Here is a 26,802-nt window from a genome sequence, read left to right on the forward strand (position 1 = left end):
GTGATCCAGTCTTCGCGCTCGTTGCGGCGGGCGCGCACCAGCGGGAGGGTGCGGTCGGGCTCCAGCAGCCCCTGCTCGTGGCGGGTGGCCTCGAGCTCCTTGGCCTCCTGCAGCTTCTGGTTGGACTTGTAGACCATCCACAGGCTCCCCGACTCGAGCGCGAAGTACACCGCGCCGCGCCCCGGCGCGCCGATGGACGACTGTCCCCACCCCGGGATCACCAGCGAGCGCAGGAACGCGCCCCTGGGCGACACGCGGTAGCGCTGCTGCGTGGTGTCGGCCGCGGCGGCGCGGCGGCGCGTGGCGGCCGCGGTGTCGGGCACCAGCGGCTGCTGCTGGCGCTCGCGCAGGCGCAGGCTGTCCGTGACCTGCGCGCGCGCGGGGCGGGCGTACGCCGCCAGCGCGAGCGGCACGAGCACGGCCGCCAGGCGGCGCCACGGGAGCTGGGTCATCTCGGGTCGGTTGGGCTCGGGTTCGCGGACCGTGATCGGAAGCGACGGTCCGCGGAAAAGCTAAGGGTTGTACCGCGGCGGGCGCAAAGTGGGGCAGGATGAGGAGTGCGTGAGTGCGTAAGTGCGTAAGTGCGTGAGTGCGAAAGTGCGAAAGTGCGAACACTGATGCTGAGTGCGCGCACCTTGCGTGAGGGATGCGCGCCCGGAGGGCCGGGACGGCGCCGCGCGTGCTCCGTCGTCGCGTCGCGCGGGGATGCTCGGCGCGGCGGCGGCCCGGCGCGGTTGGCAACAGTAGTATCGTTGCCTACCGCGCGCAGCCCGTTTGGGCGTCTCGGCGCCCAACACGCCCAAACCCCGCCGTTCCAAGATCGGCGGAGCACGCACGGGAGACACGGGTAACAGGCGCGGCCTTCAACCCTCGACATCCGGATGACGATGAAGTTTCGCTCGAATGCCGCCGCTCTGCTCCTGCTGGCCGCCTGCACGCCCGCCGTCCAGGCGCCGCCGGCGGGATCGGCGCAGACGCAGGCGGGCGGCACGCTGGTGCTGATGGGGACCACCGACCTGCACGGCTGGCTGCTGCCGTACGACTACTACACGGGCAAGCGCACCAACAACTCGCTCGCCTCGCTCGTGCCCATGATCGACAGCGTACGCGCGGCGAACCCCGGGCGCACCGTGCTGGTCGAGTCCGGCGACCTGCTGCAGGGCAACCCGCTCGACTTCGTGTACTCGCGGCTGCAGGCGGGGGAGACGCATCCGCTGGTGGCGGCGATGAACCTCGTCGGCTACGACGCGGCGGCGATCGGGAACCACGAGTTCAACTACGGGATCCCGCACCTGGAGACCGCAGTGGCGCAGGCGCGGTTTCCCTGGCTGTCGGCCAACGTCTTCCGCGCGGGAACGGAGGCGCACGCGTTCCGGCCGTACGCGTTCGTCGAGCGTACCGTCGGCGGGCGGCGCGTGAAGATCGGGATCACCTCGGTGACGCCGCCGGGGGTGGCGATCTGGGACCGCGACAACGTGCGCGGGCGGCTGGACTTCCGCGACATGGTGGCCAGCGTGCGTCCCGTCGTGGCGCGGATGCGCGCGGAGGGCGCCGACCTCGTGCTCGTCGCCGCGCACAGCGGGCTGGAGGGGTCGAGCTACGACACCGCCACCACGCACGTCCCCGCCGAGAACGCCGCCGCGGCGATGGCGCACGAGGTCCTCGGCATCGACGTGATCTTCATGGGGCACACGCACCGCGAGGTGGCCGACACCACCATCAACGGCGTGCTGGTGCTGCAGGCGAAGAACTGGGGCGCCTCGCTCGCCGTCGCCACGCTGCGGCTGGAGACGGGCGCGGACGGCCGCTGGCGCATCGCCTCCAGGCGCGGCGAGATCCTGCGGCCGGTGGAGGGGCGGACGGACGCGCGGCTGGAGGCGGCGCTCGCCACGGCGCACGAGCGCACGCGGGCATACGTCGCGCGGCAGATCGGCGTCTCGAGCGACGAGTGGACGTCGCAGATGGCGCGGACGCGCGACATGCCCATCACCGACCTGATCAACGAGGTGGAGATGCGGGTCACCGGCGCGGACCTGGCCTCCACCGCGGCGTTCACGCTCACCTCGCGCATCCCGCGCGGGCCGGTCACCGTGGCCGACGTGGCGGGATTGTACGTCTACGACAACACGCTCAAGGCGATCCGCATCTCGGGCGCACAGCTGCGCGCGTACCTGGAGAAGAGCGCGGAATACTATCTCCCCTGCCCCGCCGCGCGGTGCGAGCGCGTGACGAACCCGGCGGTGCCCGGCTACAACTTCGACGTGGTGAGCGGGGTCGACTACACGCTGGACCTGACGCAGCCGATTGGCCGGCGCGTGGTGCGGCTGGAGCGGAACGGGCGCGCGGTGGCGGCGGCGGACAGCTTCACCCTGGCGCTCAACAATTACCGCGCGAGCGGGAGCGGCGGCTTCTCGATGCTGATCGGCGCGTCCGTCGTCTACGATCGCGGCGAGTCGATCCGCGACCTGCTGATCGCCGAGATCCAGCGCCGCGGCCGCATCTCCCCCGCCGACGTGTTCCGGAAGAACTGGGAGATCATCCCCGCCGCGCTCGCCGACCGTGCGGCGGTCGAGCAGCGGAACGAGGGGGCGCAGGCCCGGTAGGCCACGATTCTCATCAGTATGGAGATGAAGAGAAGCCTCGCGCGCGCCGCGAGGCTTCTCATTTGTGGGGATGATCAGTCGCCGCCCGTCAGCCGTGCGACAACGCCGCGCCGGAGAAGGCGATGGCGATGACGAGCACGGCGGACGCGATCGCCGCTGCGAGCAGAATCCAGCGGTGCGGCCCTCGCAGCCGGTCGCGCCAGAGTCCGCGGAGCGCACCGGCGGCGGCCAGCGCCCACACCCCCGCGCCGCCCCACTGCGCGTGCACCTCGATGCGTGGATCGCCAGGAGACACGCGAGGATAGATCGCCTGGAGTGCGGCGCCCCCGGTGAGAAAGGTGAGCATAGAGGTGGCCGCACCGAGCACGAGCAGGGCCCCCGCCGCGCGGCGGAGGCCCTGCTTCGCGGTTGCGGCGCCGATCGCGTCCGCCGCCGCGCCCGTCACGATCAGCGCGACGGGAAAGTGCGCGAGAAAGAGGTGCCCCGGCACGCTCACGCCGCGGCGACCAGCAAGCCTTCGCGGAGCGCCAGGCGCACCAGCTCGCTGCGATGGTGCAGGCCGAGCTTGTCCATCAGCCGCTCGCGGTACGTCTCCACCGTCTTCCCGCTGATCCCCAGCCGCACGCCGATCTCCGCGCTGCTGTAGCCCTCGGCGGTCAGCGCCAGCACCTCGCGCTCGCGCGCGGACAGGCGGGCGAGCGGCGCCTCGCGGCCGGCGTCGTGCGGCTCGCGGAAGTTCTTCACCAGCAGCCGCGCGGCGCCGGGGTCGAGGTAGACGTCGCCGCGCGCCACCACGCGGATCCCCTCCACCAGGTCGCGGTCGGCGCTGCTCTTGGTGACGTAACCCGCGCCGCCCGCCTCCAGCAGCGGCAGCAGGAACTCGCTCTCGCCGTGCAGCGTCAGCACCAGCACGCGCGTGGGCAGCTGCTTCGCGGTGATCTGCCGGGTGGCCGCCAGCCCGCCGATGCCGGGCATCGACAGGTCCATCACGGCCACGTCCGGCCGCAGGCACTCGGCCAGCTCCACCGCCTCCTCGCCGGTGGACGCCTCGCCCACCACTTCGATTCCCTGCTCGGACGCCAGCAGCGCGCGCAGCCCCGCGCGCATCACCGCGTGGTCGTCCACCAGGAGCACCCGGATCGTAGCCATCGTGTCCCCCCTGTTCGGTGCTGCGCGGGTGTGCGCGCCCGGGATTCCGGGACGAAAGATGGCCCCCGCCGCGCGGCACGCATGCCGGGATTTCGGCGGAACCGGGGTCGGGCATCTACCCACTCCGCGTGTAAGGCCGCTCCCCGACGCGACATCGCCCACGGCGGGCGCAAAACGGCCGGACATCTCTGTCGGTTGACGGTACGGACACCCCTCGTGAGCTTCGATCCTCCTTCTCTGGACAGACCCCTTTACAAAACCCAACAGGTTCGGTATCTATGGTAAGAATCTTCGGTCAGAACGGGTTCGTGGTGCACATCTGGCCCAACGACCACGAGCCGGCGCACGTGCACGTGTACCGCGCCGAGGGGCTGGCGAAGATCGAGATCCGGTCGCTCGGGTTGCGGGTGGCGTACGACATGAAGCCGAAGGACGTGCGGCGGGCGATCGACATCGTCGCCGCGAACCAGATTCCGTTCCTGCGCAAGTGGAGGGAGATCCATGGCGGCTGAAGCGAAGGTCACCGACCGCGAGATCCGCGCGGCCATCAAGCGCGGACGCGAGGCCGACCGCACCGAGCCGCGCGCCGCATCCGCCCGCTACGACGCTGGCTCGGGGCGCGTGGTGATGGAGCTGACCAACGGCTGCTCGTTCGCGTTCCCCGCCCGGTTCGGGCAGGGGCTGGAGGGCGCCTCGTCCGAGCAGCTTGCCGCCGTCGAGGTGCAGGCGGGCGGGCGCGCGCTGCACTGGGAGGAGTTGGACGTGGATCTCGGCGTGGCTCCGCTGGTCAAGGGGATCTTCGGCAGCGCGGCGTGGATGCTCGAGCTGCGCAGCGAGATGGCACGCGAAGGCGGCCGCGCCACGTCGCCCGAGAAGGCGCGGGCGGCGCGCGAGAACGGGCGCAAGGGCGGGCGGCCGCGCAAGCATCCGGCGCCGTCCGCCGACGACGAGGCGGAGCCGGCGGGCCGGCAGTCGTTTCCGCGGCGGCGGGCGGTGGCGTAGGGCGTGCGGGCGTAACCGCGCGGCATCCAACGTTCGCGCAGGCCCCGACGACATCCACGCTCCGACCGCCCATGCACTCGATCCCCGTCACCTTTCCCGGCCCGGCCGGGCAGACGCTTTCCGGCCGCCTGGAGATGCCGCCCGACGGCGAGGCGGTGGGCGGCGCCGTCATCGCCCACTGCTTCACCTGCGCCAGCACGCTCACCGCCGTGGTGCAGATGGCGCGCGCGCTGGCCCGCGAGCGGCTGGCCGTGCTGCGCTTCGACTTCACCGGGCTGGGCGAGAGCGAGGGCGAGTTCGCGCAGGCGCACTTCTCCTCCTGCGTCGAGGACCTGCAGGCCGCGGCGGCGTGGATGGCCGGCCGCGGCTTTCCCGTGCGCCTGCTCGTCGGGCACTCGCTGGGCGGCACGGCGGCGCTGGCCGCGGCGGCGGGGATCGAGCCGCTGGCCGCGATCGCCACCGTGGCCTCGCCGTTCGATCCCTGGCACGCCACCAACCTCTTCGCCGAGTCGCTGGAAGAGATCGAGCGCACGGGCGAGGCGACGGTCCAACTCGGCGGCCGCCCCTTCCGCGTCACCCGCGAGCTGCTGGACGACCTGCGCGGGGCGAAGATGGCCGAGCGCATCCACGCGCTCCGCATCCCCCTGCTCATCCTCCATTCCCCGCGCGACCCAACGGTGGGGATCGACAACGCGACGAAGATCTGGTCCGCCGCGAGGCATCCCAAGTCGTTCGTCTCCCTCGACGACGCCGACCACCTGCTGACGAAGAAGGAGGACGCGCAGTACGCCGGGCGCGTGATCGCGGCGTGGGCATCGCGCTGGATGCCCGATCCCCCCGGGCCCACGGTGGACGAGCTGGCGGAGGCGGGACGCGTGGTGACGGTGACGCGCGGCTCGTCGTTCCGCACCGAGATCTCCGCCGGCCGCCACGTGTTCGTGAGCGACGAGCCCGTCGCGGTGGGTGGGTCCGACGCGGCGCCGACGCCGTACGACTACCTGGTCGCCGCGCTGGGCACGTGCACGGGGATGACGCTGCAGGCGTACGCGGCGCGGAAGGGGTGGCCGCTGGAGGAGGTGACCGTGCGGCTGGAGCACGGCAAGGTGCACGGCATCGACGAGGAGCAGTGCGCCCACCGCGAGGCGCGCATGGACCGCATCGAGCGCGTGCTGGAGATCGAGGGCGAGCTGAGCGCCGAGCAGCGCGCGCGGCTGCTGGAGATCGCCGACAAGTGCCCCGTCCACCGCACCCTCACCGCCGGCGTGTTCGTGGAGACGAGGGCGGCGGAGGAAACGCCCGGAGAGGCGTGATCGATTCGCAACGCACCACGCAGGCCGTTTCGTGCAGTATGCTTTTTGCGACGCTTTATGGCGGACGCGTCCTCGATTCACCCCCACCGCGTACGGGCGCTCCCCGTCGGTACGCAATACGCCCCCCACTCGCTCTGTTGCAAAGGGAGGCTGTCATGCGCAAGCTCGAACTGAGAGTCGACGAACTGAGGGTAGAGTCGTTCGAAACCCTCCCTTCGCGCGGCTCCGTGGGAACCGTGTTCGCGAACATGCTTGGAAAGCCGTTCGATCTGTTCGATGCGATGAACGTGGTCGTGGGCGCCGCCCCTGCAACCACTGCCAAGACCTGCCAGCAGTGGCATACCTGCGAGGGCCTGGCTACCTGCAATCTGGAGACCGGATGCTATACGTGGAACGACGGCTACACGTGCGTCAGTCCGCATTGCAGCAGCGCAACCGACTGCCCAACCTGCATCCCATGCCCCGCGGGGACGGAACCGGAAAGCGGGGCTTAGCGGAACGGCCGCGAAAGGCACCTCGTGGCCTGAGCGCGCAACGCCGCGGCGGCGGTGAATCTGCCGCCGCGGCGCTGTTTTGATCTCGTGGAGACAACGGTCGCGGAGGAAACATCTGGAGAGGTGTGACCGATTCGCAGCGCACCCCACAGGCCGTTCCAGTAGCACGTTTTTTGCGACGCTTTCTGATGGACGCGTCCTCGGCTTCACCCACCGCGTACGGTGCTCCCCGCCGATACGCGATACACCCGCTCGCTCCATTGCAAGGAAGGCTGTCATGCGCAAGCTGGAGCTGAGAGTCGACGCGCTGAAGGTCGAGTCGTTCGAGACCCTCCCTGCGCGCGGCTCCGTTGGAACCGTGCTCGCGAACATGTTCGGAAACCCGCTCGACCCGTTCGCCGCGATGGACGAGGCTGACGCCGCCATCCAGACCGGCGCTGGGTGGCACACCTGCGAGGGTCTGGCTACCTGCAATTTCGAGGCGGGATGCTATACGTTCAACGGCGGCTACACATGCGCCGGTCAGGCGAACTGCAAGGTTACCCAAGCCGCGACCTGCCAGCCGTGCGCGGCGCAGGCGACCGTGCCGGAAGGCGGAGCCTAGCGGAACGGCCGCGCGGAAGGCTCTCCTGACCTGAACGCGCGACGCCGCGGCGGCAGTGAATTCTGCCGCCGCGGCGTTCGTTCATCCGTGCCGCCGATCAGACGCCGGCGTGCGCGGGGACGTGCGTGAGCCAGCCGTAGGTGTCCGGGAGCTCGCCGCGGCAGAGGCCCAGGAAGCGGTCCTGGATCTCGGCGGTGATGGGGCCGCGGCGCCCCTGGCCGATGGGCACGCGGTCCACCGAGCGCAGCGGCGTGAGCTCGGCGGCGGTGCCGGTGAAGAACGCCTCGTCGGCGATGTAGACGAACTCGCGCGGCAGGTTCTCCTCGCGCACCTCGTATCCCAGGTCCCTGGCGATGCGGATCACGCTGTCGCGGGTGATGCCGGCCAGGATGTTGGCCGAGATCGGCGGCGTGAACAGCACGTCGTCGCGCACCACGAACAGGTTCTGCCCCGTCCCCTCGGCCACGTAGCCGTAGGTGTCGAGCATGATGGCCTCGGCGAAGCCGCGGTCCCGGGCCTCCATCTTGGCCAGCTGCGAGTTCAGGTACGCGCCGCCGGCCTTCCCCAGCGAGGGGAAGGTGTCGGGCGCCGCGCGCCGCCAGCTGCTGATGCAGGCGTCGACGCCGTTCTCCAGCGCGCCCTCGCCCAGGTACGTCCCCCAGATCCAGGCGACGATGAAGGTTTCCACGAACCGGTCGTCGGCCATGATCCCCATCTGCTCGCCGGTGCGGGCGATCAGCGGGCGCAGGTAGCAGTGCTGCACGCCGTTGGCCGCCACCACCTCCACGCAGGCATCGGCCAGCGTCTCCAGCGTGTGCGCGCAGGGGATGCGGTAGATCTTGGCGCTGTCGATCAGCCGGCGCACGTGGTCGTGCAGGCGGAAGATGGCGGGTCCGTCGGGCGTCTCGTAGCAGCGGATCCCCTCGAACACGCACGAGCCGTAGTGGGCCACGTGGCTCATCACGTGGATCGTGGCCTCGCGCCAGTCCACGAGCTGCCCGTCGCGCCAGATCAGCCGCGTGGGTCCGTTGGCTGTGCTCATCTATGAATCCCTTCCCCGGTTCACCGGGTCCGATGGGTGTGCGCTGGAAAAAGAACGCACATGTTGTATCCCGCAACCACCGCGCCCGCAAGGTCGGTTACCCCACACCAGGAGGGGAGATTCTCCCTCGCGATGCTCGGGGACCCATGCGATCGTTGACGTGCCGGCGTACCGCCGCGCCCGTTTTCGATCGATGGGGGAGAGATGCTGGATCCGTTCGTCCGCAGGTTCATCCGCGCCAGCCTGCTCTGGCTGGGGTGCGGGGTGGTGATCGGGGTGTGGATGGCGCTGCAGCCCGCCGCGGTGGCGTACCGGCCCGCGCACCTGCACGCCAACCTGCTCGGCTTCGTGAGCATGATGATCTTCGGCGTGGCGTACCACGTGATCCCGCGCTTCACCGGCCACCCGCTGCACAGCCGCCGCCTGGCGAACCTGCACGTGTGGATCGCCAACGCGGGGCTCGCGGGGATGGTGGCGGGCTTCATCCTGCGCGTGCACCTGTGGCGCGCGGGCCCGGCGCTGCTGGGCGTGGGCGGAACGCTGAGCGCGGCGGGCGCCTTCTTCTTCATCTACAACCTGTGGCGCACGCTCGACGAGCCGAAGCGCCGCGCGGGCGCGCTCCCCACGCTGGAGCGCGCACCCGCCGCGGCGCGGAAGAGCGCCTGAACCCGAATCGAGGAGACGAGATGCAGACTACGACCATCACCCCCGAGACGACCGTCAACGAGGCGGCCGCGCAGTTCCCCGCCACCCTGCGCGTGTTCGGCGCCCGGGGCATCGACTCGTGCTGCGGCGGCGCCAAACCGCTGGCCGAGGTGGCCGAGCGCCACGGGCTGGACTTGGACGAGCTGCTGGCGGAGCTGAGGGACGCGGCGGAGACAGAGGAGTAACGTAGACTTTTCCTACAGCGGAGACGCGTGGTGAAGCACGGCTCTGCCACGCGCCCGCATTCAATCCGCTCTCTCGTCGTGCTATGTGGTGGTCTCCGGCCACGCGCGCACAAACTCGAACGGCGCGACCGTACGGATAATCTGGAAGTCCCTGGCGTTGTCGGTGATCAGGGTAAAGCCACTGTAACGCGCGGACGCCGCGATCACACAGTCGTTGAGGAACGAGCGCGGGATTCCACCAGGGCTGAATACCTTCGCGCGCACGAGGTCCGCCACGATCTCGCCCGCTCGCTTCCATGCCTCGTGCGTCGGTGTGATCACCCGACCCGTGCTCTCGAACGGCGCGATCAGGTTCCGATGCGTATCGCGCTTCAGCGCGGGCGTTATCGCGCCTGCCAGCAGTTCGCTGGCAACCGTCGAATGCAGAAACAGATGAGGCCTGTTCGCCCGCACGAACGTCTGGAAAGAAGCCTTCCAGGCAAGATCGCGCGCGGCATGGACGTACAGGTTGGTATCGACGACGTACTTGCGCATCTGGCCACGGGTGCTCGCTGACTGAACTCAGGTCATGATGCGGTCACGTGCTCCAGCATCTCATGCAACTCCCTGCGCCCACGGTGGACGTAGGTTTTGACAGTACCCACCGGAAGCGCCATCAGCTCTGCGATCTGCTCGTACGGCAAGTCATGGATGTGGCGAAGGATGATCGCTTGCCGATACGCGGGGCTGAGCTTTCCGATTGCCTGCTCGAGTTCGACGCCGATCTCGCTTTTCTGCGGCTGCTCCTCAGGTGGCTCGTCGATGACATTCTGCAGCCCGGAACCGTACATCGCCTCAATCCCCTCGATGACGGCATCGCCAAACGTGACCAGGTCGAGGGCCTGCTCGATCGTTTCGGTCTCGGTACGCGTGCCGAGCACCTTCATAGCCCGGTCGATCTTCGACTGATGAAGACGGAAGTTTTTCTTTCTGGGAAGCTCTGCGGTCGCGCCTGACCCCGCGGCACCGCTCCTTGGCGAGCGCTTCTGTCCGGACATGACGGTTCTCTCCCCTCGGTGTGCATACGATGAAACGAAATGTATGTACAAAGGCGAGCAGGTGGAAGACAACCGATCAGAGATGGCTGATACTGCGCTGGGGGGCGATTCCATCCCCTTGGGACATATCGCCCTCCCCCGGCACTCAGCAATCAACACTATCGAGCGTAGAACTCCACCACTGCTGCGTCGTCCACGATCACGGGGACGTCGGAGCGCATGGGGAGGGCGATGACGCGGCCGCCGAACTTGTCGGCCGGGTCGATGGCCAAGTAGCCGGGAAGGCGCACCTGCGGCCCGTGCTCCACCGAGTTCACCACCTCGGGCATGTTCTTGCCGCGGTCGGACATGGTGATCCGCTGGCCGACGTTCACCAGCATCGCGGGGCGGTCCACGCGGCGGCCGTCCACGCGAACGTGGCCGTGCGCCACCAGCTGCCGCGCGGCGGGAATGGTGGGCGCCAGCCCCAGGCGGAACACGACGTTGTCGAGCCGCCGCTCCAGCAGCGCCAGCAGCGCCTCACCGGTCTTTCCGCCCTGGCGGACAGCCTGCGCCATGTAGTTGCGCAGCTGCCGCTCGCTGACGCCGTAGTTCAGGCGCAGCTTCTGCTTTTCCATCAGCTGGCGCCCGTACTCGCTCTGCTTGCGGCGCCCGCGCCCGCCGCCGCCGGTGGGCCCGTGCTGGCCCGGCGGATACGGCTTCTTGTCGCTCTCCTTGCGGGTCAGGCCGGGGAGCGGCGTCCCCAGCCGGCGCACGGCCTTCAGGCGCGGCCCTCGCTTCGCCACCATCTCGTGTCCTCGGTTCCGGTTCGATGCTGCACGGCTCGCGCGCTCTCCTGCAAACCGTGCTCCCGCGCGTCCGGCAGTGCATCGATCGACCGCGAAGCGGAGCCTTCGGCCCCCTTCCCGCCGCATCCTGCCGAGGGGTCCGGGGCCGGGAGGCGTGCAATTCGATCGCCGGATACAGGAAATATCTTGCACGAACTTGCCCCGTATGTCCCCGGCACGGATACTTCATCTCCATCTACCCACCCCGACGGAAATCGTGGAGATGGAGATCTTCGTCACCGGCGCCACGGGCGTTCTGGGGCGGCCGGTCGTTCGCCTGCTCAAGCGGCAGGGGCACACCGTGCGCGCGCTGGCCCGTTCCGATTCCAACGACGAGATGCTGCGCCGCCTCGGCGCCGAGCCCGTGCGCGGCGACCTGTTCGACGCCGCGTCGCTCGTCGCGGCCGTCGAGGGCGCGGGCGCCGTGCTGCACCTGGCCACGCGCATCCCGCCGCGCAGCCGGGCACGTCATCCCGAGGCGTGGGCGGAGAACCACCGCATCCGCACCGAGGGCGCGCGCAACCTGGTGGACGCGGCCATCGCGGCGGGCGCGGGCACGTTCATCTACCCCGGCATCTGCTTCGTCTACGCCGACGGCGGCGGCGAGTGGATCGACGCGGAGAGCGGCAGCGTGGAGGCCGAGGGGATGCTGGGCTCCACGCTTGAGGCCGAGACGCAGGTGCGGCGCTTCACCGCCGCGGGCGGGCGCGGGATCGTGCTGCGGATGGGCTACTTCTACGGCCCCGAGGCCGAGTCCACGCTCGATACGCTGGCGCTCGCCCGGCGCGGCGCGGCCATCCTGGCCGGCTCGGGCGACGCGTACTATCCCGCGATCTGGGTGGACGACGCGGCCGAGGCGGTCGTTTCCGCGCTGCGCGCCGCGCCGGCCGGCGTGTACGACGTGGTCGACGACGAGCCGCTCACCCGCCGCGAGCTGGCGAAGACGGTGGCCGAGGCGGCGGGGCGGCCGTTCGTCGTGCGCCCGCCGGTGTGGCTGCTGAAGCTGGCCGGCGGGCGCGAGGCCGGGTTCATGGCGCGCAGCCAGCGCGTCTCCAACGCGCGCTTCAAGGCCGCCACGGGGTGGACGCCGCGCGTGTCCGACGCGCGCGTGGGGTGGCGCCTCGTGGCCGAAAGCCTGCGCCAGCCGCAGCACAACGGCGGCTGATCGCCATCCCCCCGGACGCGACGAACCCGCCGGCGCGGATCGCACCGGCGGGTTCGCCGTATCTTCATCTCCTCAGTCAGTTGCTGGCGGGAGCCCAGCCGAGGGTCTCCACCGCGCGCTGCTTGCCGAGTTCGGGGAGCGCGGGCGCGGGGTACGGCGCGAGCGACACGTCGCCGCGGACGGGGCGCTCGGCGTGCGAGCCGTCGAACACCAGGCTGGCCACGAGCAGCGCGTCGCGCCCGCGCAGGCGCGCCTCGGCCTCGCTGCCGTACTCGGCCACGCGGTAGCGCCCGTCCAGCAGCCAGATTCCCGCGCTGGGGAGCACGCCCTGCCGCCGCTTCGGCGTAATCCGCCGCTCTTCGTAGTGCGAATCGGGGATCAGCTTCTTCTCTTCCATCTGATGCGGGCGGTGCGTGAGTTCTTCGGGATGATGCGAGGTCTTCGCGTACACCGCCGCCGGTGCGCAGGTGCCCCGCGAACGGCCCGGAGCGTGCACGCGGCGGACGGCGACGCCCTCCGGCGCACGTCCCAGGCCTGATCCGTCGATCCGATGCGACTTTCGGTCACACCGATCCTCGCGCCGTTGCTGCTGATTGCTGCCTCGCCGCTGGCCGCGCAGACGGTGCAGGTGCGTGACGTGGACGTCCGCGGCGCGCACGCGCTTGGCGAGCGCATGGTGCGCGCGGTCGTCCGCACGCCGGAGCCGCGCTGCCGCTCCGTCTTCCTGGCCCCCGCGTGCGCGCTGGGGATCGGGGGATCGCGCACGCGCGCGGCGCTGGACACCATCCAGGTGCGGCAGGACGCCGAGCGGATCGACTCGCTCTACGCCGCCTGGGGATACCTGGAGGCGCGCACCACGCCTTCGATCACCCCGTCCGGCAGCGGCGTCCGGGTGACGTTCGCGGTGGACGAGGGGCAGCCCGTCCGCGTCCGCTCCATCGCGGTGCGGGGATTCGAGACGATCCAGCCGACGATCGCGCAGCCGGATCTCCTCCTGCGGACGGGGGATCCGTACGCCATCCCCCTGCTCGAGGCGTCGGAGCGGCGGCTGGCCAACGCGGCGGCGGAGCGCGGCCACGCCTTCGCCACGGTGGAGGCGTCGGGGAGCGTGGACCGCGCGGCGCGCCTGGCCGACGTGGTGCTGACCGTCGTCCCCGGGCCCATCGCGGTGTTCGGCGCGACGACGGTGAACCCCGAGCCGCCGCTCCGCGAGCGGGACGTGACCTCGCGGCTGGCGTACCGGCCGGGGGAGCGCTTCAGCCCCGCGAAGGTGCGGCGGACGCAGGAGCGGCTCTACGCGCTCCCCATCGTGCAGGAGGCGCGGGTCGAGCCGGTGGCGGGCGCGGCGGGCGATACGTCGGTGAACCTGCGCATCGGGGTGACGCCGACGCGCGTGGGCGCCTTCCAGCTGGAGGGGATCGCGTCGTCGAGCACCTGCCTGGGCGCGCAGGGGTTCGCGTCCACGCGCTACGCGTTCGGCGCGCCGCGGGTGATCACGCTGACGGCGGGGGGATCGAACCTGCTCAGCTCGCAGCTGCGCGGCTTCCCGTGCACCGGCGGCGCGGGGGGCGAGTTCTCACAGCCCGACTGGTTCGTGAGCGGCGACTGGCGCGAGCCGGTCGGCGCGGAGACGTGGCTTTTGCTGAACGCCGCCGTCCGCCGCGAATCGTCGCCGCGCGCGTACGCCCGGCGCGGCGTCAGCGGCCGCGTCGCCCTCGCGCGCCACGTGGCCACGGGGGTGGACGTGATCGCGGGGGTGGCGCCGGAGCGCGGCAACAGCGAGGCGGACGAGGTGTTCTTCTGCGGCGTCTACGGCGCGTGCGCCGGCGCGCCGCTGGACCGGCTGACGGCGCCGACGACGATCATCCCCGCGGAATTGACGCTGTCGTGGCAGCCGCCCTCCGCGCGCCGGGCGGCGCTCGGGCCGGTGGAGGGGCCCGCGTGGGAGGTGGCTGCGCCGCTCTGGTTCTACGGTGCGCGGCTGGCGCTGTCGGGCGCGTCGGACGCGGCGGGGTCGGACGTGCAGTACGCGCGCGCCGTGGCGCAGGGGAACGTGGCGCGGCGGATCGGGCCGCGCGCGGAGCTGGCGGCGCGCGTGCGCATCGGCGTAATCGCCGGCGGCAACGGATCGCTCCCGCCGCACCTGCGGCTGTACGGCGGCGGGCCGCAGGGAGTGCGCGGCGTCCCGGTCAACCTGCTCGGCCCCAAGCTGCTGCTGGCGGATACCACGCGCCTCCCCGCCGGCTGCACGCTGGCGACGGGCGCCTGCGACGGCATCACCGTCGGCGACGACAGCGTGGGGTTGCGGTCGACCGGCGGAACGGCCGTGCTGGAGACCAGCGCCGAGGCACGGCTGTGGGCGGCGCGGAGGCTGATGCTAGCGGCGTTCGTGGACTTCGGCGCGGTGCGCGCGTCGCCGCTCGCGGGCACGCCGGCGGAGGTGGCGCGGACGGAGTCGCTGGTCACGCCCGGCGTCGGCATGCAGGTGGTGACGGCGTTCGGTGCCGTGCGCGTCGACGCGGCGTACGATCCGTCGCGCGCGCGGCGCTATCCGCTGTTCGCGCCCGATCCGGGCGGGAGCGGCGTGATCTTCCTCGGCAACGCCGTCTACGACCCGTACGGCGGCGCCACCGGTTGGACCGCGTTCCGCCGCCGCATCCAGCTCCAGCTCACCATGGGCGGCGCGTTCTGATCTCCCTGCGGGGCGGCGGACCTGTGGGCGGCGACCTGTGGGCGGCGGACAGGGTGGGGTATGCGAGTGAACTCGCGGCTACAACTACACGAAGTCTGCCTCCGCGGACTGCGCGTCCGCGGGTTTTCTCCGCGTCTCCGCGCCTCCGCGTGAGGCTTCTTTTTTCGTGAATCCTCCATGAACAAGCGGCCCCCGCGTGATGCGGGAGCCGCCATTTCTCCGTGACCTCTGTGCCCTCTGTGAGAGCCTTTCTCCTTCAGTCTATTCCACGAACGAGCGCAGCCGGGCCAGGTTGCGACGATCCATCGTGACCTGGTCCTTGGGGTCCTCGGGGAGCTCCTTGGGCGTCTCCAGCACCCTGGGGACGGCGGCGAAGCGCTCGTCGTTCATCAGCCGGCGGAACGGCTCGTCGCCCAGCGAGCCCTCGCCGATCGCCGCGTGGCGGTCGCGCTTGCTGGCGAAGGGCGTCATCGAGTCGTTCAGGTGGAAGAGCCGCAGCCGCTCCAGCCCGATCACGTCCGCGAAGCGCGCGACCACCCCCTCGTAGTCCTCGCGCAGGTCGTACCCCGCCGCGTAGACGTGGCAGGTGTCCAGGCACACGCCGACCCGCGACTGCTGCGCGGGCGAGATGCGGTCGATCATCTGCCGCAGCTGCTCGAAGGTCGAGCCGAGGACCTTCCCCGAGCCGGCGGTGGTCTCCAGCAGCACCTCCACGGTGCCGCCCTCCTCCTCCATCGCCTGCTCGATCAGCTCCGCGTTCTGCCAGAGCCCGCGCGTCACGTCGCCGTCGGTCGCGTTGCCGGGATGCGTCACCAGCGCGTCCAGGCCGAGGCGCGCGGCGCGCCGCAGCTCGCCGCGAAACGCCGCCAGCGAGCGGTCGCGGAGCACGGGGTCGGGGGTGGCCAGGTTGATCAGGTAGCTGTCGTGCGCGACGGCGTACGCCACGCCGTGGGTGTGCACGGCGCCGCGGTACAGGTCGCACTCCTCGTCGGCGAGCACGACCTCGGCCCAGCGGTTGGGCTGCTTGGTGAAGATCTGGATGGCGGTGGCGCCGATGTCGGCGCCGCGCTGCGGGGCGTTGCGGCACCCGCCGGCGGTGGATACGTGTGCGCCCAGCAGAAGCACGTCGGACTCGCTCGGACCGCGGGGATCGGGATCAGGGGAACGGGGCGAAGGTAGACGGAGCACACGCCCCTGTCAATCGCCCTGCGTCCCCGTCCGCGCGGTCGCGGCGTCGGGGATCAGAGCAGCACGAGTGAGGTTGCGCCGGACGCCATCTCCTCGCGCGCGTCGGCGCCGGTGGTGCAGACCACGGCGGTGCCGTCGACGCGGTAGCCCGGCGCCGGCTGCTGCGCGAACCATCCCCCCGGCGAGTTGGAGAAGGAGCGCACCTTTACGCCCGGGAAGAGCGCGGTCACGGTGCACGACTGCGCCTCGCCGTCCACGCGGATGCGCGGGCCGAGCGGCTGCACGGTCAGCGCGCCGAGCTGGTAGGTCATCGGCACGCCGCCCAGCGCCACCACGTGCGCGCGCATGGCCGCCCGCAGCGCCCGGCCGAAGTCGCGGCTCAGCGTGGTGGCCGCGCCGTCGCGGTTCCGCGGCGCGCGCGGGCCGCGGACGGGAGATTCGAACATGAAGTTGCTCGCTTCCGAGGGTCGCGCGGCGGAGGAGGAACGATGCCGCGCCGGTGCCCGGAGAAAGGGCATGGAGGGGACCAGATTCGGCCGGATCGCGATCCTAATGCGGCGCAACGACTTGCGATTTGAGAGACGGATCGCCGCCGTTGCGGAGCGCAACGAATCGTTGCAGGTCGCTGCAACGATTCTCGCCGGCGAAAGTGCGATCTGTAAACAGACGACGGGGGCCGGGATTCGCTCCCGGCCCCCGCCTCTATCCTCTCCGGATCTCCTGCTGACGTCGTGCGATCAGCCGCCGCTCACCAGGATGATCCCGCGCCGCGACGCGTTCGCCATGGTCAGCTCCGCGCGCGGAAGTTGACGATCGTCTCCCCGCCGTCCTCGGGGAGGCGGGCGGTGATGGACACCACCTGCCCCGGGCGCAGGGCGGAGATCGCCTGCCGCCACTCGGCCACGCTGCCGACCTCGCGGCCGTTGACGCGCTCGATCACCATCCCGCGCACCAGCTGGCCGGCGGCGGGGCCCATCCGGTCCACCCCCGTCACCACCACGCCCTGCGCGCCCTGCAGCCGCAGCTGCTGCGCGATCGACGGGGTGAGCTGCGTCACCGCCACGCCCACGCGGTCGGTCACCGCGTCGCGGTCGGCGTCGGCCGCCGACGCCATCTTCTGCGCGTCGTCGCGCGCCGGGCGCAGGTCCATCTGCGTCAGCCGCAGGGTGGCCGAGCGGCGGGCGCCGTAGCGGACGTAGTCGACCCGGATCTCGTCGCCCGGCTCCTTGCGCATCACCGTCTCCATCAGGTCGCCGCGGTTGCGTACCGCGCGGCCGTCCAGCGCCACGATCACGTCGCCCATCCGCAGCCCGGCCTGCCGCGCCGCGCCGCTGGGCTCGCTGGCCACCACCGCGCCGTCGGGCGAGGGAAGGCCGAACACCTCGGCGTCGGCGGAGGTCACGTCGCGGATCTGCACGCCCATCATCGGGCGGTGCACCACGCCGTAGCGGATCAGGTCCTCGGCCACGCGCCGCGCCAGGTTGATGGGCACCGCGAAGCCGTATCCCGAGTAATAACCGGTGGGGCTGGCGATGGCGCTGTTCACGCCCACCACGCTCCCCTGCAGGTCGACCAGCGGGCCGCCCGAGTTGCCGGGGTTGATGGCGGCGTCGGTCTGGATGTAGTGCTCGAGCGGGGCGGTGGCGCCGGTGGACTCGGCGTCGCGGCTCATGATGCCGATGCTGCGCCCCTTGGCGCTCACGATCCCCGCCGTGGTGGTCTGCCCCAGCTCGAGGGGATAGCCGAGCGCCAGCACCCAGTCGCCCGTGTCGAGCCCGTCGCTGTCGCCGAGCCGGACGGTGGGCAGCCCGCGGCCCTCGATCTTCAGCACGGCGATGTCGGTGTTGGGGTCGCGCCCCACGACGCGCGCGGTGAACTCGCGCTTGTCGTTCATCACCACCGTCACGCGACTGGCGTTGTCGACCACGTGGTTGTTGGTGACGACGTAGCCGTCGGCGGAGATGATGAAGCCGCTGCCGGAGCCGGCCTGCGGCGGCACGCGCATCTGCCCGCCGCCGAACATCCCCTCGAAGGGGGTGCCGCCGTAGGGATCGCCCTGCGACACGGTGCGGGCGGCGGTCTGCACCCGCACCTGCACCACCGCGTCCATCGCAGCGTGGCTGGCGGCGCGGAAGGCGCTGCTGAGCGCCGCGGGCGAGCCGGGCGCGGCGGCGCTGGCAGTGTACACGGCGGGCGCGGCCTGCTGCGCCAGCGCGTCGGGAACGGGGTCCTTCATCACGCCGGCCACGGTGGCGCCGGCGCCGATCCCGGCGGCGAGCAGGCCGGGCACGGCAAGCTTGCGAAGTCTGGCGTTCATGGTAGTTCTATCCCAGGTCCTGTTCGGGTCCGTCCGTCTGGTCGGGGAAGATTACACGATCGCCGCGACGGGCGTTCGGCGGGGCGATTAGGCACCGGTTAGACGTGGATTAGCCGCGGTTAATCTTCCCGTTCCGCGGCCCCGGATCGCCCGCGCGAGTGTATCTTTCCCCTGCCGCCGCGCGCGTTTCCGCCGCCCGGCCCGATCGGGATCGACGCACCCGGATCTCCCAACTTTCGCACCTACGCACCTTCGCACCCGGCTCTCCATGCGAATCCTGATCGTAGAAGACAACCCGCGCATCGCGTCGTTCCTGCAGAAGGGGCTGCGCGAGGAGGGATACGTGGTGGATGTGGCCGGCGACGGCGACACCGCGTTTGACCGCGCCACGCAGCAGGGGTTCGACGGCGCAGTGGTGGACGTGATGATCCCCGGGCGCGACGGGTTCGCACTGGTGCGCGACCTGCGCGAGGCCGGCGTGGCCCTCCCCGTCCTTCTCCTCACCGCGCGCGACCGCACCGAGGACAAGGTAATGGGGCTGGACTCGGGGGCCGACGACTACCTGACCAAGCCCTTCGAGTTCAGCGAGCTGACGGCCAGGCTGCGCGCGCTGCTGCGGCGCACGCAGGGGACGGGAGCGCCCGCCACGCTGCGGGTGGGCGACCTGGAGATGGACCCGGCCACGCGCGACGTGAAGCGCGACGGCCAGCACGTGGAGCTGACGCCCAAGGAGTTCGCGCTGCTGGAGTTCCTGATGCGCAACGCCGACCGCCCGCTCAGCCGTGCCACGCTGATGGAGCACGTCTGGGGGATCCGCTTCGACCCGGGCACCAACATCGTGGACGTGTGCGTGAACTCGCTGCGCAACAAGCTGCAGGACCGCGACCGCGGGCTGATCCAGACGGTGCGCGGCGTGGGCTACGTGGTGCGCAACCCCGAGGAGCGGGTGGAGGCGGCGGAATGACGCACACCCCGCCGCCGGCCACGCTGAACGGCGCGCCGCCCTCCGCCGCGGCGACGGCCGTGCGCCCGCCGGAGAGCACGGGCGGGACGCCCTCCCCGTCGCCGCAGACGGGGGGGACGGGGAAGCGTGTGCGCGCGTGGTCGCTGCGGCGGGAGATCGTGGTCGGCTATTCGGCGGTGCTGCTGATCGCCCTCGCGCTCTTCGCCTTCGCCACCTACCTGATCCTGCGGCAGACGCTGGCCAGAACGGGCACGCAGTCGCTGCGCGAGACGGCCGCCGCGGCCGAGCAGCTCATCCTCCCCGCCAACATCCCGCGCATCGCGGTGGAAGAGACGCGCCTGCCGCCCGCGCCAGGCGAGGTGGAGGCGCTGCGCCGCCGCAGCCGGCTCGCGACGGGCGACGTGGTCCAGATCTTCGTGGCCCGCAGCGGCGAGGTGGAGAAGCGGGCGCTGCGCTCCTTCGCCTTCATCGCCCTGCTGCTGATCCCGGTGACCGCGCTGGCGGCGGCGGGGGTGGGATACAGCGTCGCGAACCGCATCCTCAAGCCGCTCAACCGCCTGGTGACGGCCACGCGGGAGATCGGCGGCATCGCCGCGCTGGGGCGGCGGGTGGAAGAGCCGGAGCATCCCACGGAGCTACGCGACCTGTCGCGTTCGTTCAACGAGATGCTGGCGCGGCTGCAGCGCGCGGTGGAAACGCTGCGCAGCTTCACCGCCGACGCCAGCCACGAGCTGCGCACCCCGCTCACGGCCATCCGCGGCACGGCCGAGGTGGCGCTCACCCGCGAGCGCGACGCCGAGGAGCTGCGCGAGACCCTGGGCGAGGTGCTGGACGAGACGCAGCAGATGCTGCGGCTGGTGGAGGACCTGCTCACCCTGGCGCGCGGCGACCAGGCGGTGGCGCCGGCGATGGAGCCGGTGGACGTGGCCGCCGTGCTGCGCGACGTGCAGGACGTCGGCGAGGCGCTGGCCATGGGGAAGGAGGTCGAGGTGCGGCTGGAGACGGCCGAGCACATGACCGTGCTGGGCGCGGCCGGGCCGCTCCGCCGGCTGTTCCTCAACCTCGTCTCCAACGCGGTGAAGTTCACCGAGCGCGGCGCGGTGACCATCGCCGCGCGGATGGTGGACGAGCCGGTGGCCGCCGCGCCCGCGCCGCCAGCCGAGGACGGGCAGGCGCCGCTCCCGGTGCCGGTGCCGCGGTCGCGCAGGTGCGTGGAGGTGACGGTGACGGACACCGGCGTCGGCATCGCACCCGAGGCGCTGCCGCGCGTGTTCGACCGCTTCTACCGCGCCGACGCGGCCCGCGAGCGCAGCGGCGGCACCGGGCTTGGGCTGGCGATCGCGCGGATGATCGCGGAGCAGCACGGTGGCACGCTCGCCGCGCGCAGCCGCATCGGCCAGGGGAGCACCTTTACCGTCCGCCTCCCGGCGCGGGAGACGCCGGCGTAAACAGCAGGTCTCACGCAGAGCAGCAGAGGCAGCAGAGATGAGTTCTCCGCTGCCTCTGCTGCTCTGCGTGAGACAAGTCTTTTTCCGTATTCGATAGCACGCGTGCGTTGCGGCGTGCAGCCGCGGCGCGCGCGAAGCCCGGCTCCGCGCATCACGCGGAACACGACCAAATCTTCGTCTTCTTCTGTTTGCGGGAAGGTACTGCGGGAACGGTCAGGTGGCGGGGGCGGGGACGCGGTTGAGGAAGGCCTCGGCGCGCTCCAGCACCGCCCGCTTGCCGGGAAAGCGCAGCAGGCGGTGGGCCTCGTCGTACGGCGCCCAGCGGAACGCCTCGGCTTCGTGGCTGATGGTGACGGCGTCGGTGTTGGACTCGGCCAGGAAGTACACCACGCGCTTGACGATGAGCGTGCGCTCCTCGCCCTTGCCCTGCGTGAAGACGTAGCGTTCCTCCTCGCGGAAGCCGTGCAGCACGCGGTAGTCGCTCTGCCGCATCCCGGCTTCCTCCTGCAGCTCGCGCTCGGCCGCGATCTCGTCGGTCTCGCCCGCCTCGACCCCGCCCTTGGGAAACTCCCAGATGGGCCGCCGCGTGAGCGCCGAGCGCACCAGCAGGTAGCGCCGCCCGCCGTCCGCGACGTGGTACAGCACGATTCCCGCGGCTGTCTGTGAAACCCTCCTCATCCACCCTCCGGGCGGCCGGTTCGCGGACGGAAAACCTGCTCCAATCTGCTACGAAAAAACCCGCCGGGCAACGGGCATCTCTTTTGCGCCGCAGCGTTTTGCTCGACTTCTCCTGATCAGCACCACGCAAACTTATGGCCGAGCCGGACACCCGTCCCGCCCCGCCGCGCGCCGACGACGAGGCGCGCACGCTGGGCGAGCTCTTCCGCCGCCTGAGCGCCGACGCGTCCGCGCTGATCCGGCAGGAGATGGCGCTGGCCCGCGCCGAGCTGCGCCGCAACGTCCGCGCGCTCGCCGCCGACGCGGGGCGCGTGGCCGCCGGCGGCTTCGTGGCCGCGCTCGGCGCGCTCGTCCTGCTCGAGGCGCTGGTCTTCGGGCTGGGCGACGCGATGGGGCGGCGCTACTGGCTCTCCGCGCTGATCGTCGCCGCCGTGCTCCTCGCCGCCGGCGGCGCGATGCTCGCGATCGGGATGCGGCGCGCGCGCACCCGCCGGCTCGCCCCCGCGGAGACGCTGGAGTCGCTGCGCGAGACAGGCGGCTGGGCGCGCGACGAAGTCTCCGGGCTCAGGGAGACGCTCACCGGCGACGGCGCAGCGCCTCCCGCCGCCCGCGCGCACTCCCCCGCCCCGCGCGCGATCGCGTCTCCAGGAACAGCGGTCCGGGGGGATGGAGATCGCGCCACCTCCCCCACCCGCGCGGACGGACCGCCTCGCGAGTGGCCGCTGTGGAAGCGCGTCCGCGCCAAGATGAAGCAGGACGACGTCTCCAACCAGGCGGCCAAGGTCGCGTACTACTTCTTCATGTCGCTGCCGCCGCTGCTGATGGCGGGGTTCGGCGCGGCGGGGATCTTCGGCGGCGACCGGACGGCGGACACGGTGACCGCCAATCTCCAGTCCAACCTGCCGGCCGAGGCGGGCGCGCTGGTGAACGGCTTCGTCACCGAGGTCGTGCGCAAGGACCACCCCGGCCTCCTCTCCATCGGCCTGCTGCTGGCGCTCTGGTCCGGCTCGGCCGTGTTCATCGCGCTGGAAGACTCGCTGAACGCCGCCTGGGGGGTGACCTCCACGCGCGGCTTCGTGAAGCGCCGCGCCGTCGCGGTGGGCACGCTGGTCGGCGTCGGCGCGCTGTTCCTCGCCGGGAGCGTGGTCCTGCTCGCCGGCGGCGCCATCGCCGAAGGGTGGGGATTGGGGATGGCGTGGAAGATCCTGCAGTGGCCGCTGGGGCTGGCGCTGGTGGTCGGCGCCTTCTGGATCGTCTACTACGTGCTCCCCGGCGCCGACCAGCGGCGGCACAAGGGAACGCTGCTGAAGGCCAGCGCCCTGGCCGCCGGGCTGTGGCTGCTGGCAACGCTCGGGTTCCGCCTGTACGCGGCCAACTTCGGCTCGTACAGCAAGACGTACGGCCTGCTGGGCGGGATCATCGTGCTGCTGCTGTGGATGTACTACACGTCGACGGTGATCCTGCTGGGCGGCGAGGTGGCGTCGGAGATGGAGCGCGGCTGACCCGCCGGCGGCGCGGCCGGCCCGCGCGTCGTTGGACAAAATTGAATTCGCGTGACGACGGGGTTATGTTCGATCCATATCGATGACCCCCGGCCGCCGGCGAAGCCATCCGCTTTGCCGGCGGCAGCTGGTCCAGACGCCGGCGCGTGCCGTAAGCGCCGTCGCATTTTCATGATCGCCGACTGCGGTGGCCGGCACGGTTGATGGCTCGTGGACGATCATATCCTCTCCCAGGTCGAATCTCCGCCGGAAGATCAGCCGGCCGACCGTCCGCTCGCCGCGGCAAGGCTGGCCGCCCGTGCACTCTCGCTTCCCGTCGCATTCGCGGGAGAGGGCGAGGCGCTGCGGATCCATTCTCCCGGCGTCGTTCTGGGGGATGAAGCCCGCGCGTTCCTGGCCCGCCTCTGCGCGCGCGTAGCCACGAGCGGCGAGCCGACCTGCGCCGCGACGCTCCCGAAGAACGAAGGCGCCGCGCCGCTGAAGGCGTTCGCCGCGGTGCCGCTGGCGGGCGGATGCATCGGCGTTGCGGGGACGCGGACGCGGCGCTGGACGGCCGAGGACCGCGCCGCGCTGGCCGACGCGGCATCGCTCGCCTATTCCCCGTCGACCGAAAACTCCGACGCCGAGCCCGCCCGGAAGTCGTCGCGGCCGGGGTACGCCGTCTTCCGCGCGATGTTCGAGGCGTCCGGCGTGGGGCTGGCCGTGCTCGACCTGGGCGGCCGCATCCTGCGCGCGAACCGGCCGCTGGCAATGATGCTGGGGATTCGTCCCGCGCGGCTCTTCGGCCGTCCCCTCGCGCGCTTCGTCGCGGGAGACGACGAGGCCGCGTCCGGTCTCCGCGCCGCCCTCGCCGAGGCGCGCGAGGTGGAGGGCGACGAGGACGTGCGCCTGATCGGCCGCGGCGGGCGCGAGGCGTGGGCGCGCGTGCGGGTGACCGTGCGCCGGCGCGGCGGCCGCCCGGTGTTCGCGCTGGCGATGGTGGAAGACGTCACCGACCGCCGCCGCGCCGCCGAGGCCGAGCGACGGCGCGCCGCCGTGCTGGAGCTGACGCGCGCCGTCACCGGCGCCGCCAACCGCGCGTCGACGCTCGAGGGCGTGCTGCGCGAGGCTCTGGAGCTGCTCTGCCGGCACACCGGCTGGCCCGCCGGCCACGTGTGGACGCGCGACGGCGACGGCGCGCTCGCGTCCAGCGGCATCTGGCGCCTGGCCGATGAGGCGCGCTTCGCGGCGCTGCGGGCGGCCACGGCGGCGCTGCGCTTCGCGCCGGGCCAGGGGCTGCCGGGCCGCGCGGCGGAGCGCGGCGCGGCGCTGTGGGTGGAAGACGTGGCGGCCGAGCCGTGGTTCGCCCGCGCGGCGGAGTCGGCCGGCGTGCGCGGCGCGGTGGCCTGGCCCATCCGCGCCGAGGGCGAGGTGGTGGCCGTGGTCGAGTTCTTCTCCGACCACCCCCAGCAGCCCGACCCGGAGCTCGACGAGCTGCTGGCCACGCTGGGAACGCAGCTGGGCCTGGTGGTGGAGCGCGAGCGGATCGCCGCACGGCTGCGCGAAAGCCGGCGCGAGCTGTCCACGCTGCTGGGCAACCTGCCGGGGATGGCGTACCGCTGCCGCAACGACCGGCGCTGGACGATGGAGCTGGCCAGCGAGGGCGCGCTGGCGCTGACCGGCTACGCGCCGGAAGAGCTGGTCGGCAACGCCGTGGCGGCCTACGGCGACCTGATCGTCCCCGCCGACCGCGAGCGGGTGTGGAACGAGGTGCAGGAAGCCGTGGCGAAGGGGGAGCCGTTCGAGCTGGAATACCGGCTGGTCACGCGCGGCGGCCACGAGCGCTGGATGCGCGAGACCGGGGTGGCCGTCTCCGCGCCGGGGCCGCCGGTGATGCTGGAGGGGTTCATCACCGACGTCACCCAGCGGCGCCTGGCCGAGACCGCGCTCCGCCGCAGCGGCGACTACTTCCGCGCGCTGATCGAGACCTCGGGCGAGGTGGTGGCCGTGGGCAACGCGGACGGCACCTTCCGCTACGCCTCGCCGGCGGTCGAGCGGGTGACCGGCTTCACCGCGCGCGAGTGGTCGCGGATGCCTCTGCTGGACCGCGTGCACCCCGACGACCTCCCCGAGGTGCGCGCGCACTTCGAGCGGCTGCTGCGCGAGCCCGGCGCCAGCATCGACACCGAGTTCCGCCTGCGCCACCGCACCGGGCGCTACTGCGTGGTCGAGGTGGTCGCGCGCAACCTGCTCGACGACCCGGCGGTCAGCGGGATCGTCTACAACGCCCGCGACGTCACCGGGCGCCGCGAGAGCGAGGAGGCGCTCCGGCGGCGCGAGCGGCACTTCCGCTCGCTGATCGAGAACGCGCACGACATCATCACCGTGCTGGAGGGCGACGGCGACGTGCGCTTCGCCAGCCCGTCGGTGGAGCGCGCGCTGGGCTACGACCGCCACGAGCTGGCGGGCACCTACCTCTTCGAGCTCGTCCACCCCGACGACGTCCCCGCCGTGCTGGAGGTGTTCGACCGCGCCATGCGCGCGCCGGGACAGCCGCAGCGGCTGGAGTTCCGCCTGCGCGCGGCGGGCGGCTCGTACCGCACCCTCGAAGCCATCTCCACCTCGCTCCTGCACGACCCGGCGGTCGCGGGCATCGTGGTGAACTCGCGCGACGTCACCGAGCGGCGCGAGGCCGAGGAGGCGCTCCTCGCGTCGCAGCAGCAGCTGCTGCAGGCGCAGAAGATGGACGCCGTGGGCCGCCTGGCCGGCGGGGTGGCGCACGACTTCAACAACCTGCTCACCGCCATCCGCGGCAACGCCGAGCTGCTGCTGCTCGACATCCCCCCCGGCGACCCGCGTCGCGAGGACGTGGAGGAGATCCGCAAGGCGTCGGACCGCGCGGCCACGCTGACTCGCCAGCTCCTCGCCTTCAGCCGCCGGCAGGTGCTGCAGCCGCGCGTCCTCGGCCTGAACGGCGTGGTGCGCGAGATGGAGCGGATGCTGCGCCGCCTGATCGGCGAGGACGTGGAGCTGGAGACGCGGCTGGAGCCCGAGCTGGGGCAGGTGCGCGCCGACCCGGGACAGGTCGAGCAGGTGATCCTGAACCTGGCCGTCAACGCGCGCGACGCCATGCCGGCCGGCGGGCGGCTGACGGTGGAGACGCGCAACGCGGTGCTGGACGAGGAGATGAAGCGCGCCTTCCCCTACGTGGTCCCCGGCGCGTACGTGATGCTGTGCGTGAGCGACACCGGCCAGGGGATGGACGCGGAGACGCGCGAGCGCGCCTTCGAGCCCTTCTTCACCACCAAGCCGGCGGGGCGCGGCACCGGGCTGGGGCTGTCGACCGTCTACGGCATCGTCAAGCAGAGCGGCGGCTTCGTGTGGATCGACTCGGAGCTGGGGCGCGGCACCGCCATCCGCATCTACCTCCCGCCGGTCGACGGCCCCGCGCCCGACGCGTCCGAGCCCGTCGCGGCGGCGATCGCCGCGAAGGGGTCGGGGACGGTGCTGCTGGCCGAGGACGAGGTGACGGTGCGGCGGCTGGCCGTGCGCGTGCTGCGGCGCGGCGGCTACACCGTGCTCGCGGCGGCCGACGGCGAGGAGGCGATGCGGCTCGCGGCCGGGCACCCGGGGCGCATCGACCTGCTGGTGACCGACGTGGTGATGCCGCGGCTGGGCGGGCGCGGCCTGGCGCAGCGGCTGCGCGAGGCGCGGCCGGGCGTGCCGGTGCTCTACATCTCCGGCTACAACGAGGAGGCGGTGGAGCACCACGGCGTGCTCGACCCCGGCACCGCCTTCCTGGGCAAGCCCTTCACCGCCGAGCAGCTCCTCACCGCCGTCGCCAGCGCGCTCGGCGAGCGAAAGAACTGAAACAGAAAAGTCTCACGCAGAGTCAGCAGGGTCAGCAGTTG

Annotated in this window: 26 protein-coding genes; 14 read left to right on the top strand and 12 right to left on the bottom strand. The window is 71.9% G+C overall.

All coding sequences use genetic code 11. The annotated features are described in order from the left end of the window. On the bottom strand, window positions 1-452 hold a 452-nt coding region (locus tag VF092_29460), incomplete at its 3' end, for a hypothetical protein (GenBank protein ID HEX6751456.1). 435 nt (window positions 453-887) lie between these two features. Here VF092_29460 and VF092_29465 point away from each other — a divergent pair. Further along, a complete protein-coding gene (locus VF092_29465; protein HEX6751457.1) occupies window positions 888-2,603 on the top strand; it encodes a 5'-nucleotidase C-terminal domain-containing protein in 1,716 nt (571 codons plus the stop codon). An 88-nt stretch (window positions 2,604-2,691) separates the two neighbouring features. Here the strand turns inward: VF092_29465 and VF092_29470 are convergent, their stop codons facing one another. Both VF092_29470 and VF092_29475 read right to left on the bottom strand, forming a co-directional pair. Further along, window positions 2,692-3,099, bottom strand: a complete 408-nt coding sequence (locus VF092_29470) for a DUF2231 domain-containing protein (protein ID HEX6751458.1) — start codon at window positions 3,097-3,099, stop codon at window positions 2,692-2,694. Beyond that, complete coding sequence (locus VF092_29475) at window positions 3,096-3,752, bottom strand: response regulator transcription factor (protein ID HEX6751459.1); 657 nt, start codon at window positions 3,750-3,752, stop codon at window positions 3,096-3,098. Before VF092_29475 ends, VF092_29470 begins: the two co-directional genes overlap by 4 nt. A 278-nt stretch (window positions 3,753-4,030) precedes the next feature. Between VF092_29475 and VF092_29480 the strand changes: the two genes are divergently transcribed. The 5 genes from VF092_29480 to VF092_29500 all read left to right on the top strand — a co-directional run bounded on the left by VF092_29480 (window position 4,031) and on the right by VF092_29500 (window position 7,162). Continuing rightward, window positions 4,031-4,264: a DUF4160 domain-containing protein gene (locus VF092_29480; GenBank protein ID HEX6751460.1), complete on the top strand. Its 234-nt coding sequence runs from the start codon at window positions 4,031-4,033 to the stop codon at window positions 4,262-4,264. Continuing rightward, entirely contained in the window at window positions 4,254-4,754 is a 501-nt protein-coding gene (locus VF092_29485) for a DUF2442 domain-containing protein (GenBank protein ID HEX6751461.1), read from the top strand. The genes VF092_29480 and VF092_29485 overlap by 11 nt, the downstream gene beginning before the upstream one ends. A gap of 71 nt (window positions 4,755-4,825) precedes the next feature. Further along, window positions 4,826-6,064, top strand: coding sequence for an alpha/beta fold hydrolase (locus VF092_29490; GenBank protein HEX6751462.1), 1,239 nt, complete (start codon window positions 4,826-4,828; stop codon window positions 6,062-6,064). A 155-nt stretch (window positions 6,065-6,219) separates the two neighbouring features. Next, on the top strand, window positions 6,220-6,558 hold the full coding sequence (locus VF092_29495) for a hypothetical protein (GenBank protein ID HEX6751463.1): 339 nt from the start codon (window positions 6,220-6,222) through the stop codon (window positions 6,556-6,558). Between the two features lie 277 nt (window positions 6,559-6,835). Beyond that, on the top strand, window positions 6,836-7,162 hold the full coding sequence (locus tag VF092_29500; protein HEX6751464.1) for a hypothetical protein: 327 nt from the start codon (window positions 6,836-6,838) through the stop codon (window positions 7,160-7,162). A gap of 97 nt (window positions 7,163-7,259) precedes the next feature. Here the strand turns inward: VF092_29500 and VF092_29505 are convergent, their stop codons facing one another. Further along, window positions 7,260-8,204 carry a branched-chain amino acid transaminase gene (locus VF092_29505; GenBank protein ID HEX6751465.1) on the bottom strand — a complete coding sequence of 315 codons (945 nt, stop codon included), beginning with the start codon at window positions 8,202-8,204 and terminating at the stop codon, window positions 7,260-7,262. A 204-nt stretch (window positions 8,205-8,408) separates the two neighbouring features. Between VF092_29505 and VF092_29510 the strand changes: the two genes are divergently transcribed. Both VF092_29510 and VF092_29515 read left to right on the top strand, forming a co-directional pair. Then, window positions 8,409-8,870, top strand: a complete 462-nt coding sequence (locus VF092_29510; GenBank protein ID HEX6751466.1) for a cbb3-type cytochrome c oxidase subunit I — start codon at window positions 8,409-8,411, stop codon at window positions 8,868-8,870. Between the two features lie 20 nt (window positions 8,871-8,890). Further along, window positions 8,891-9,094, top strand: coding sequence for a DUF542 domain-containing protein (locus VF092_29515; protein ID HEX6751467.1), 204 nt, complete (start codon window positions 8,891-8,893; stop codon window positions 9,092-9,094). An 81-nt stretch (window positions 9,095-9,175) separates the two neighbouring features. Here the strand turns inward: VF092_29515 and VF092_29520 are convergent, their stop codons facing one another. The 3 genes from VF092_29520 to rpsD all read right to left on the bottom strand — a co-directional run bounded on the left by VF092_29520 (window position 9,176) and on the right by rpsD (window position 10,919). Beyond that, complete coding sequence (locus VF092_29520) at window positions 9,176-9,628, bottom strand: type II toxin-antitoxin system VapC family toxin (GenBank protein HEX6751468.1); 453 nt, start codon at window positions 9,626-9,628, stop codon at window positions 9,176-9,178. A 32-nt stretch (window positions 9,629-9,660) separates the two neighbouring features. Beyond that, a complete protein-coding gene (locus tag VF092_29525) occupies window positions 9,661-10,131 on the bottom strand; it encodes an RNA polymerase sigma factor (protein ID HEX6751469.1) in 471 nt (156 codons plus the stop codon). A gap of 158 nt (window positions 10,132-10,289) precedes the next feature. Next, window positions 10,290-10,919, bottom strand: a complete 630-nt coding sequence (gene rpsD / locus VF092_29530; protein HEX6751470.1) for a 30S ribosomal protein S4 — start codon at window positions 10,917-10,919, stop codon at window positions 10,290-10,292. 262 nt (window positions 10,920-11,181) lie between these two features. Between rpsD and VF092_29535 the strand changes: the two genes are divergently transcribed. Continuing rightward, a complete protein-coding gene (locus tag VF092_29535) occupies window positions 11,182-12,123 on the top strand; it encodes an NAD(P)-dependent oxidoreductase (protein HEX6751471.1) in 942 nt (313 codons plus the stop codon). Window positions 12,124-12,199: 76 nt separating this feature from the next. Here the strand turns inward: VF092_29535 and VF092_29540 are convergent, their stop codons facing one another. Next, window positions 12,200-12,520, bottom strand: coding sequence for a hypothetical protein (locus tag VF092_29540; GenBank protein HEX6751472.1), 321 nt, complete (start codon window positions 12,518-12,520; stop codon window positions 12,200-12,202). Between the two features lie 186 nt (window positions 12,521-12,706). Here VF092_29540 and VF092_29545 point away from each other — a divergent pair, with 186 nt between their 5' ends. Further along, window positions 12,707-14,815 (top strand): POTRA domain-containing protein, encoded by a 2,109-nt coding sequence (locus tag VF092_29545; protein ID HEX6751473.1) that lies wholly within the window; start codon window positions 12,707-12,709, stop codon window positions 14,813-14,815. Window positions 14,816-15,076: 261 nt separating this feature from the next. Here VF092_29545 and VF092_29550 read toward each other — a convergent pair whose 3' ends face one another. The 3 genes from VF092_29550 to VF092_29560 all read right to left on the bottom strand — a co-directional run bounded on the left by VF092_29550 (window position 15,077) and on the right by VF092_29560 (window position 18,320). Beyond that, complete coding sequence (locus VF092_29550) at window positions 15,077-15,940, bottom strand: deoxyribonuclease IV (GenBank protein ID HEX6751474.1); 864 nt, start codon at window positions 15,938-15,940, stop codon at window positions 15,077-15,079. Between the two features lie 116 nt (window positions 15,941-16,056). Beyond that, window positions 16,057-16,449 carry a hypothetical protein gene (locus tag VF092_29555; GenBank protein HEX6751475.1) on the bottom strand — a complete coding sequence of 131 codons (393 nt, stop codon included), beginning with the start codon at window positions 16,447-16,449 and terminating at the stop codon, window positions 16,057-16,059. Between the two features lie 341 nt (window positions 16,450-16,790). Beyond that, a complete protein-coding gene (locus tag VF092_29560) occupies window positions 16,791-18,320 on the bottom strand; it encodes a trypsin-like peptidase domain-containing protein (GenBank protein ID HEX6751476.1) in 1,530 nt (509 codons plus the stop codon). Window positions 18,321-18,588: 268 nt separating this feature from the next. Between VF092_29560 and VF092_29565 the strand changes: the two genes are divergently transcribed. Together VF092_29565 and VF092_29570 are read left to right on the top strand one after the other, a co-directional pair. After that, on the top strand, window positions 18,589-19,284 hold the full coding sequence (locus tag VF092_29565; protein ID HEX6751477.1) for a response regulator transcription factor: 696 nt from the start codon (window positions 18,589-18,591) through the stop codon (window positions 19,282-19,284). Next, window positions 19,281-20,732: an ATP-binding protein gene (locus VF092_29570; GenBank protein ID HEX6751478.1), complete on the top strand. Its 1,452-nt coding sequence runs from the start codon at window positions 19,281-19,283 to the stop codon at window positions 20,730-20,732. Before VF092_29565 ends, VF092_29570 begins: the two co-directional genes overlap by 4 nt. A 213-nt stretch (window positions 20,733-20,945) precedes the next feature. Here VF092_29570 and VF092_29575 read toward each other — a convergent pair whose 3' ends face one another. Continuing rightward, window positions 20,946-21,410 (bottom strand): NUDIX domain-containing protein, encoded by a 465-nt coding sequence (locus VF092_29575; protein HEX6751479.1) that lies wholly within the window; start codon window positions 21,408-21,410, stop codon window positions 20,946-20,948. A 134-nt stretch (window positions 21,411-21,544) separates the two neighbouring features. Between VF092_29575 and VF092_29580 the strand changes: the two genes are divergently transcribed. Together VF092_29580 and VF092_29585 are read left to right on the top strand one after the other, a co-directional pair. Beyond that, window positions 21,545-22,912 (top strand): YhjD/YihY/BrkB family envelope integrity protein, encoded by a 1,368-nt coding sequence (locus VF092_29580; GenBank protein HEX6751480.1) that lies wholly within the window; start codon window positions 21,545-21,547, stop codon window positions 22,910-22,912. A gap of 210 nt (window positions 22,913-23,122) precedes the next feature. Beyond that, window positions 23,123-26,761 (top strand): PAS domain S-box protein, encoded by a 3,639-nt coding sequence (locus VF092_29585; protein ID HEX6751481.1) that lies wholly within the window; start codon window positions 23,123-23,125, stop codon window positions 26,759-26,761. The last annotated feature ends 41 nt before the right edge of the window (window positions 26,762-26,802 follow it).

The organism is Longimicrobium sp. (assembly GCA_036377595.1).
Classification (GTDB): domain Bacteria; phylum Gemmatimonadota; class Gemmatimonadetes; order Longimicrobiales; family Longimicrobiaceae; genus Longimicrobium.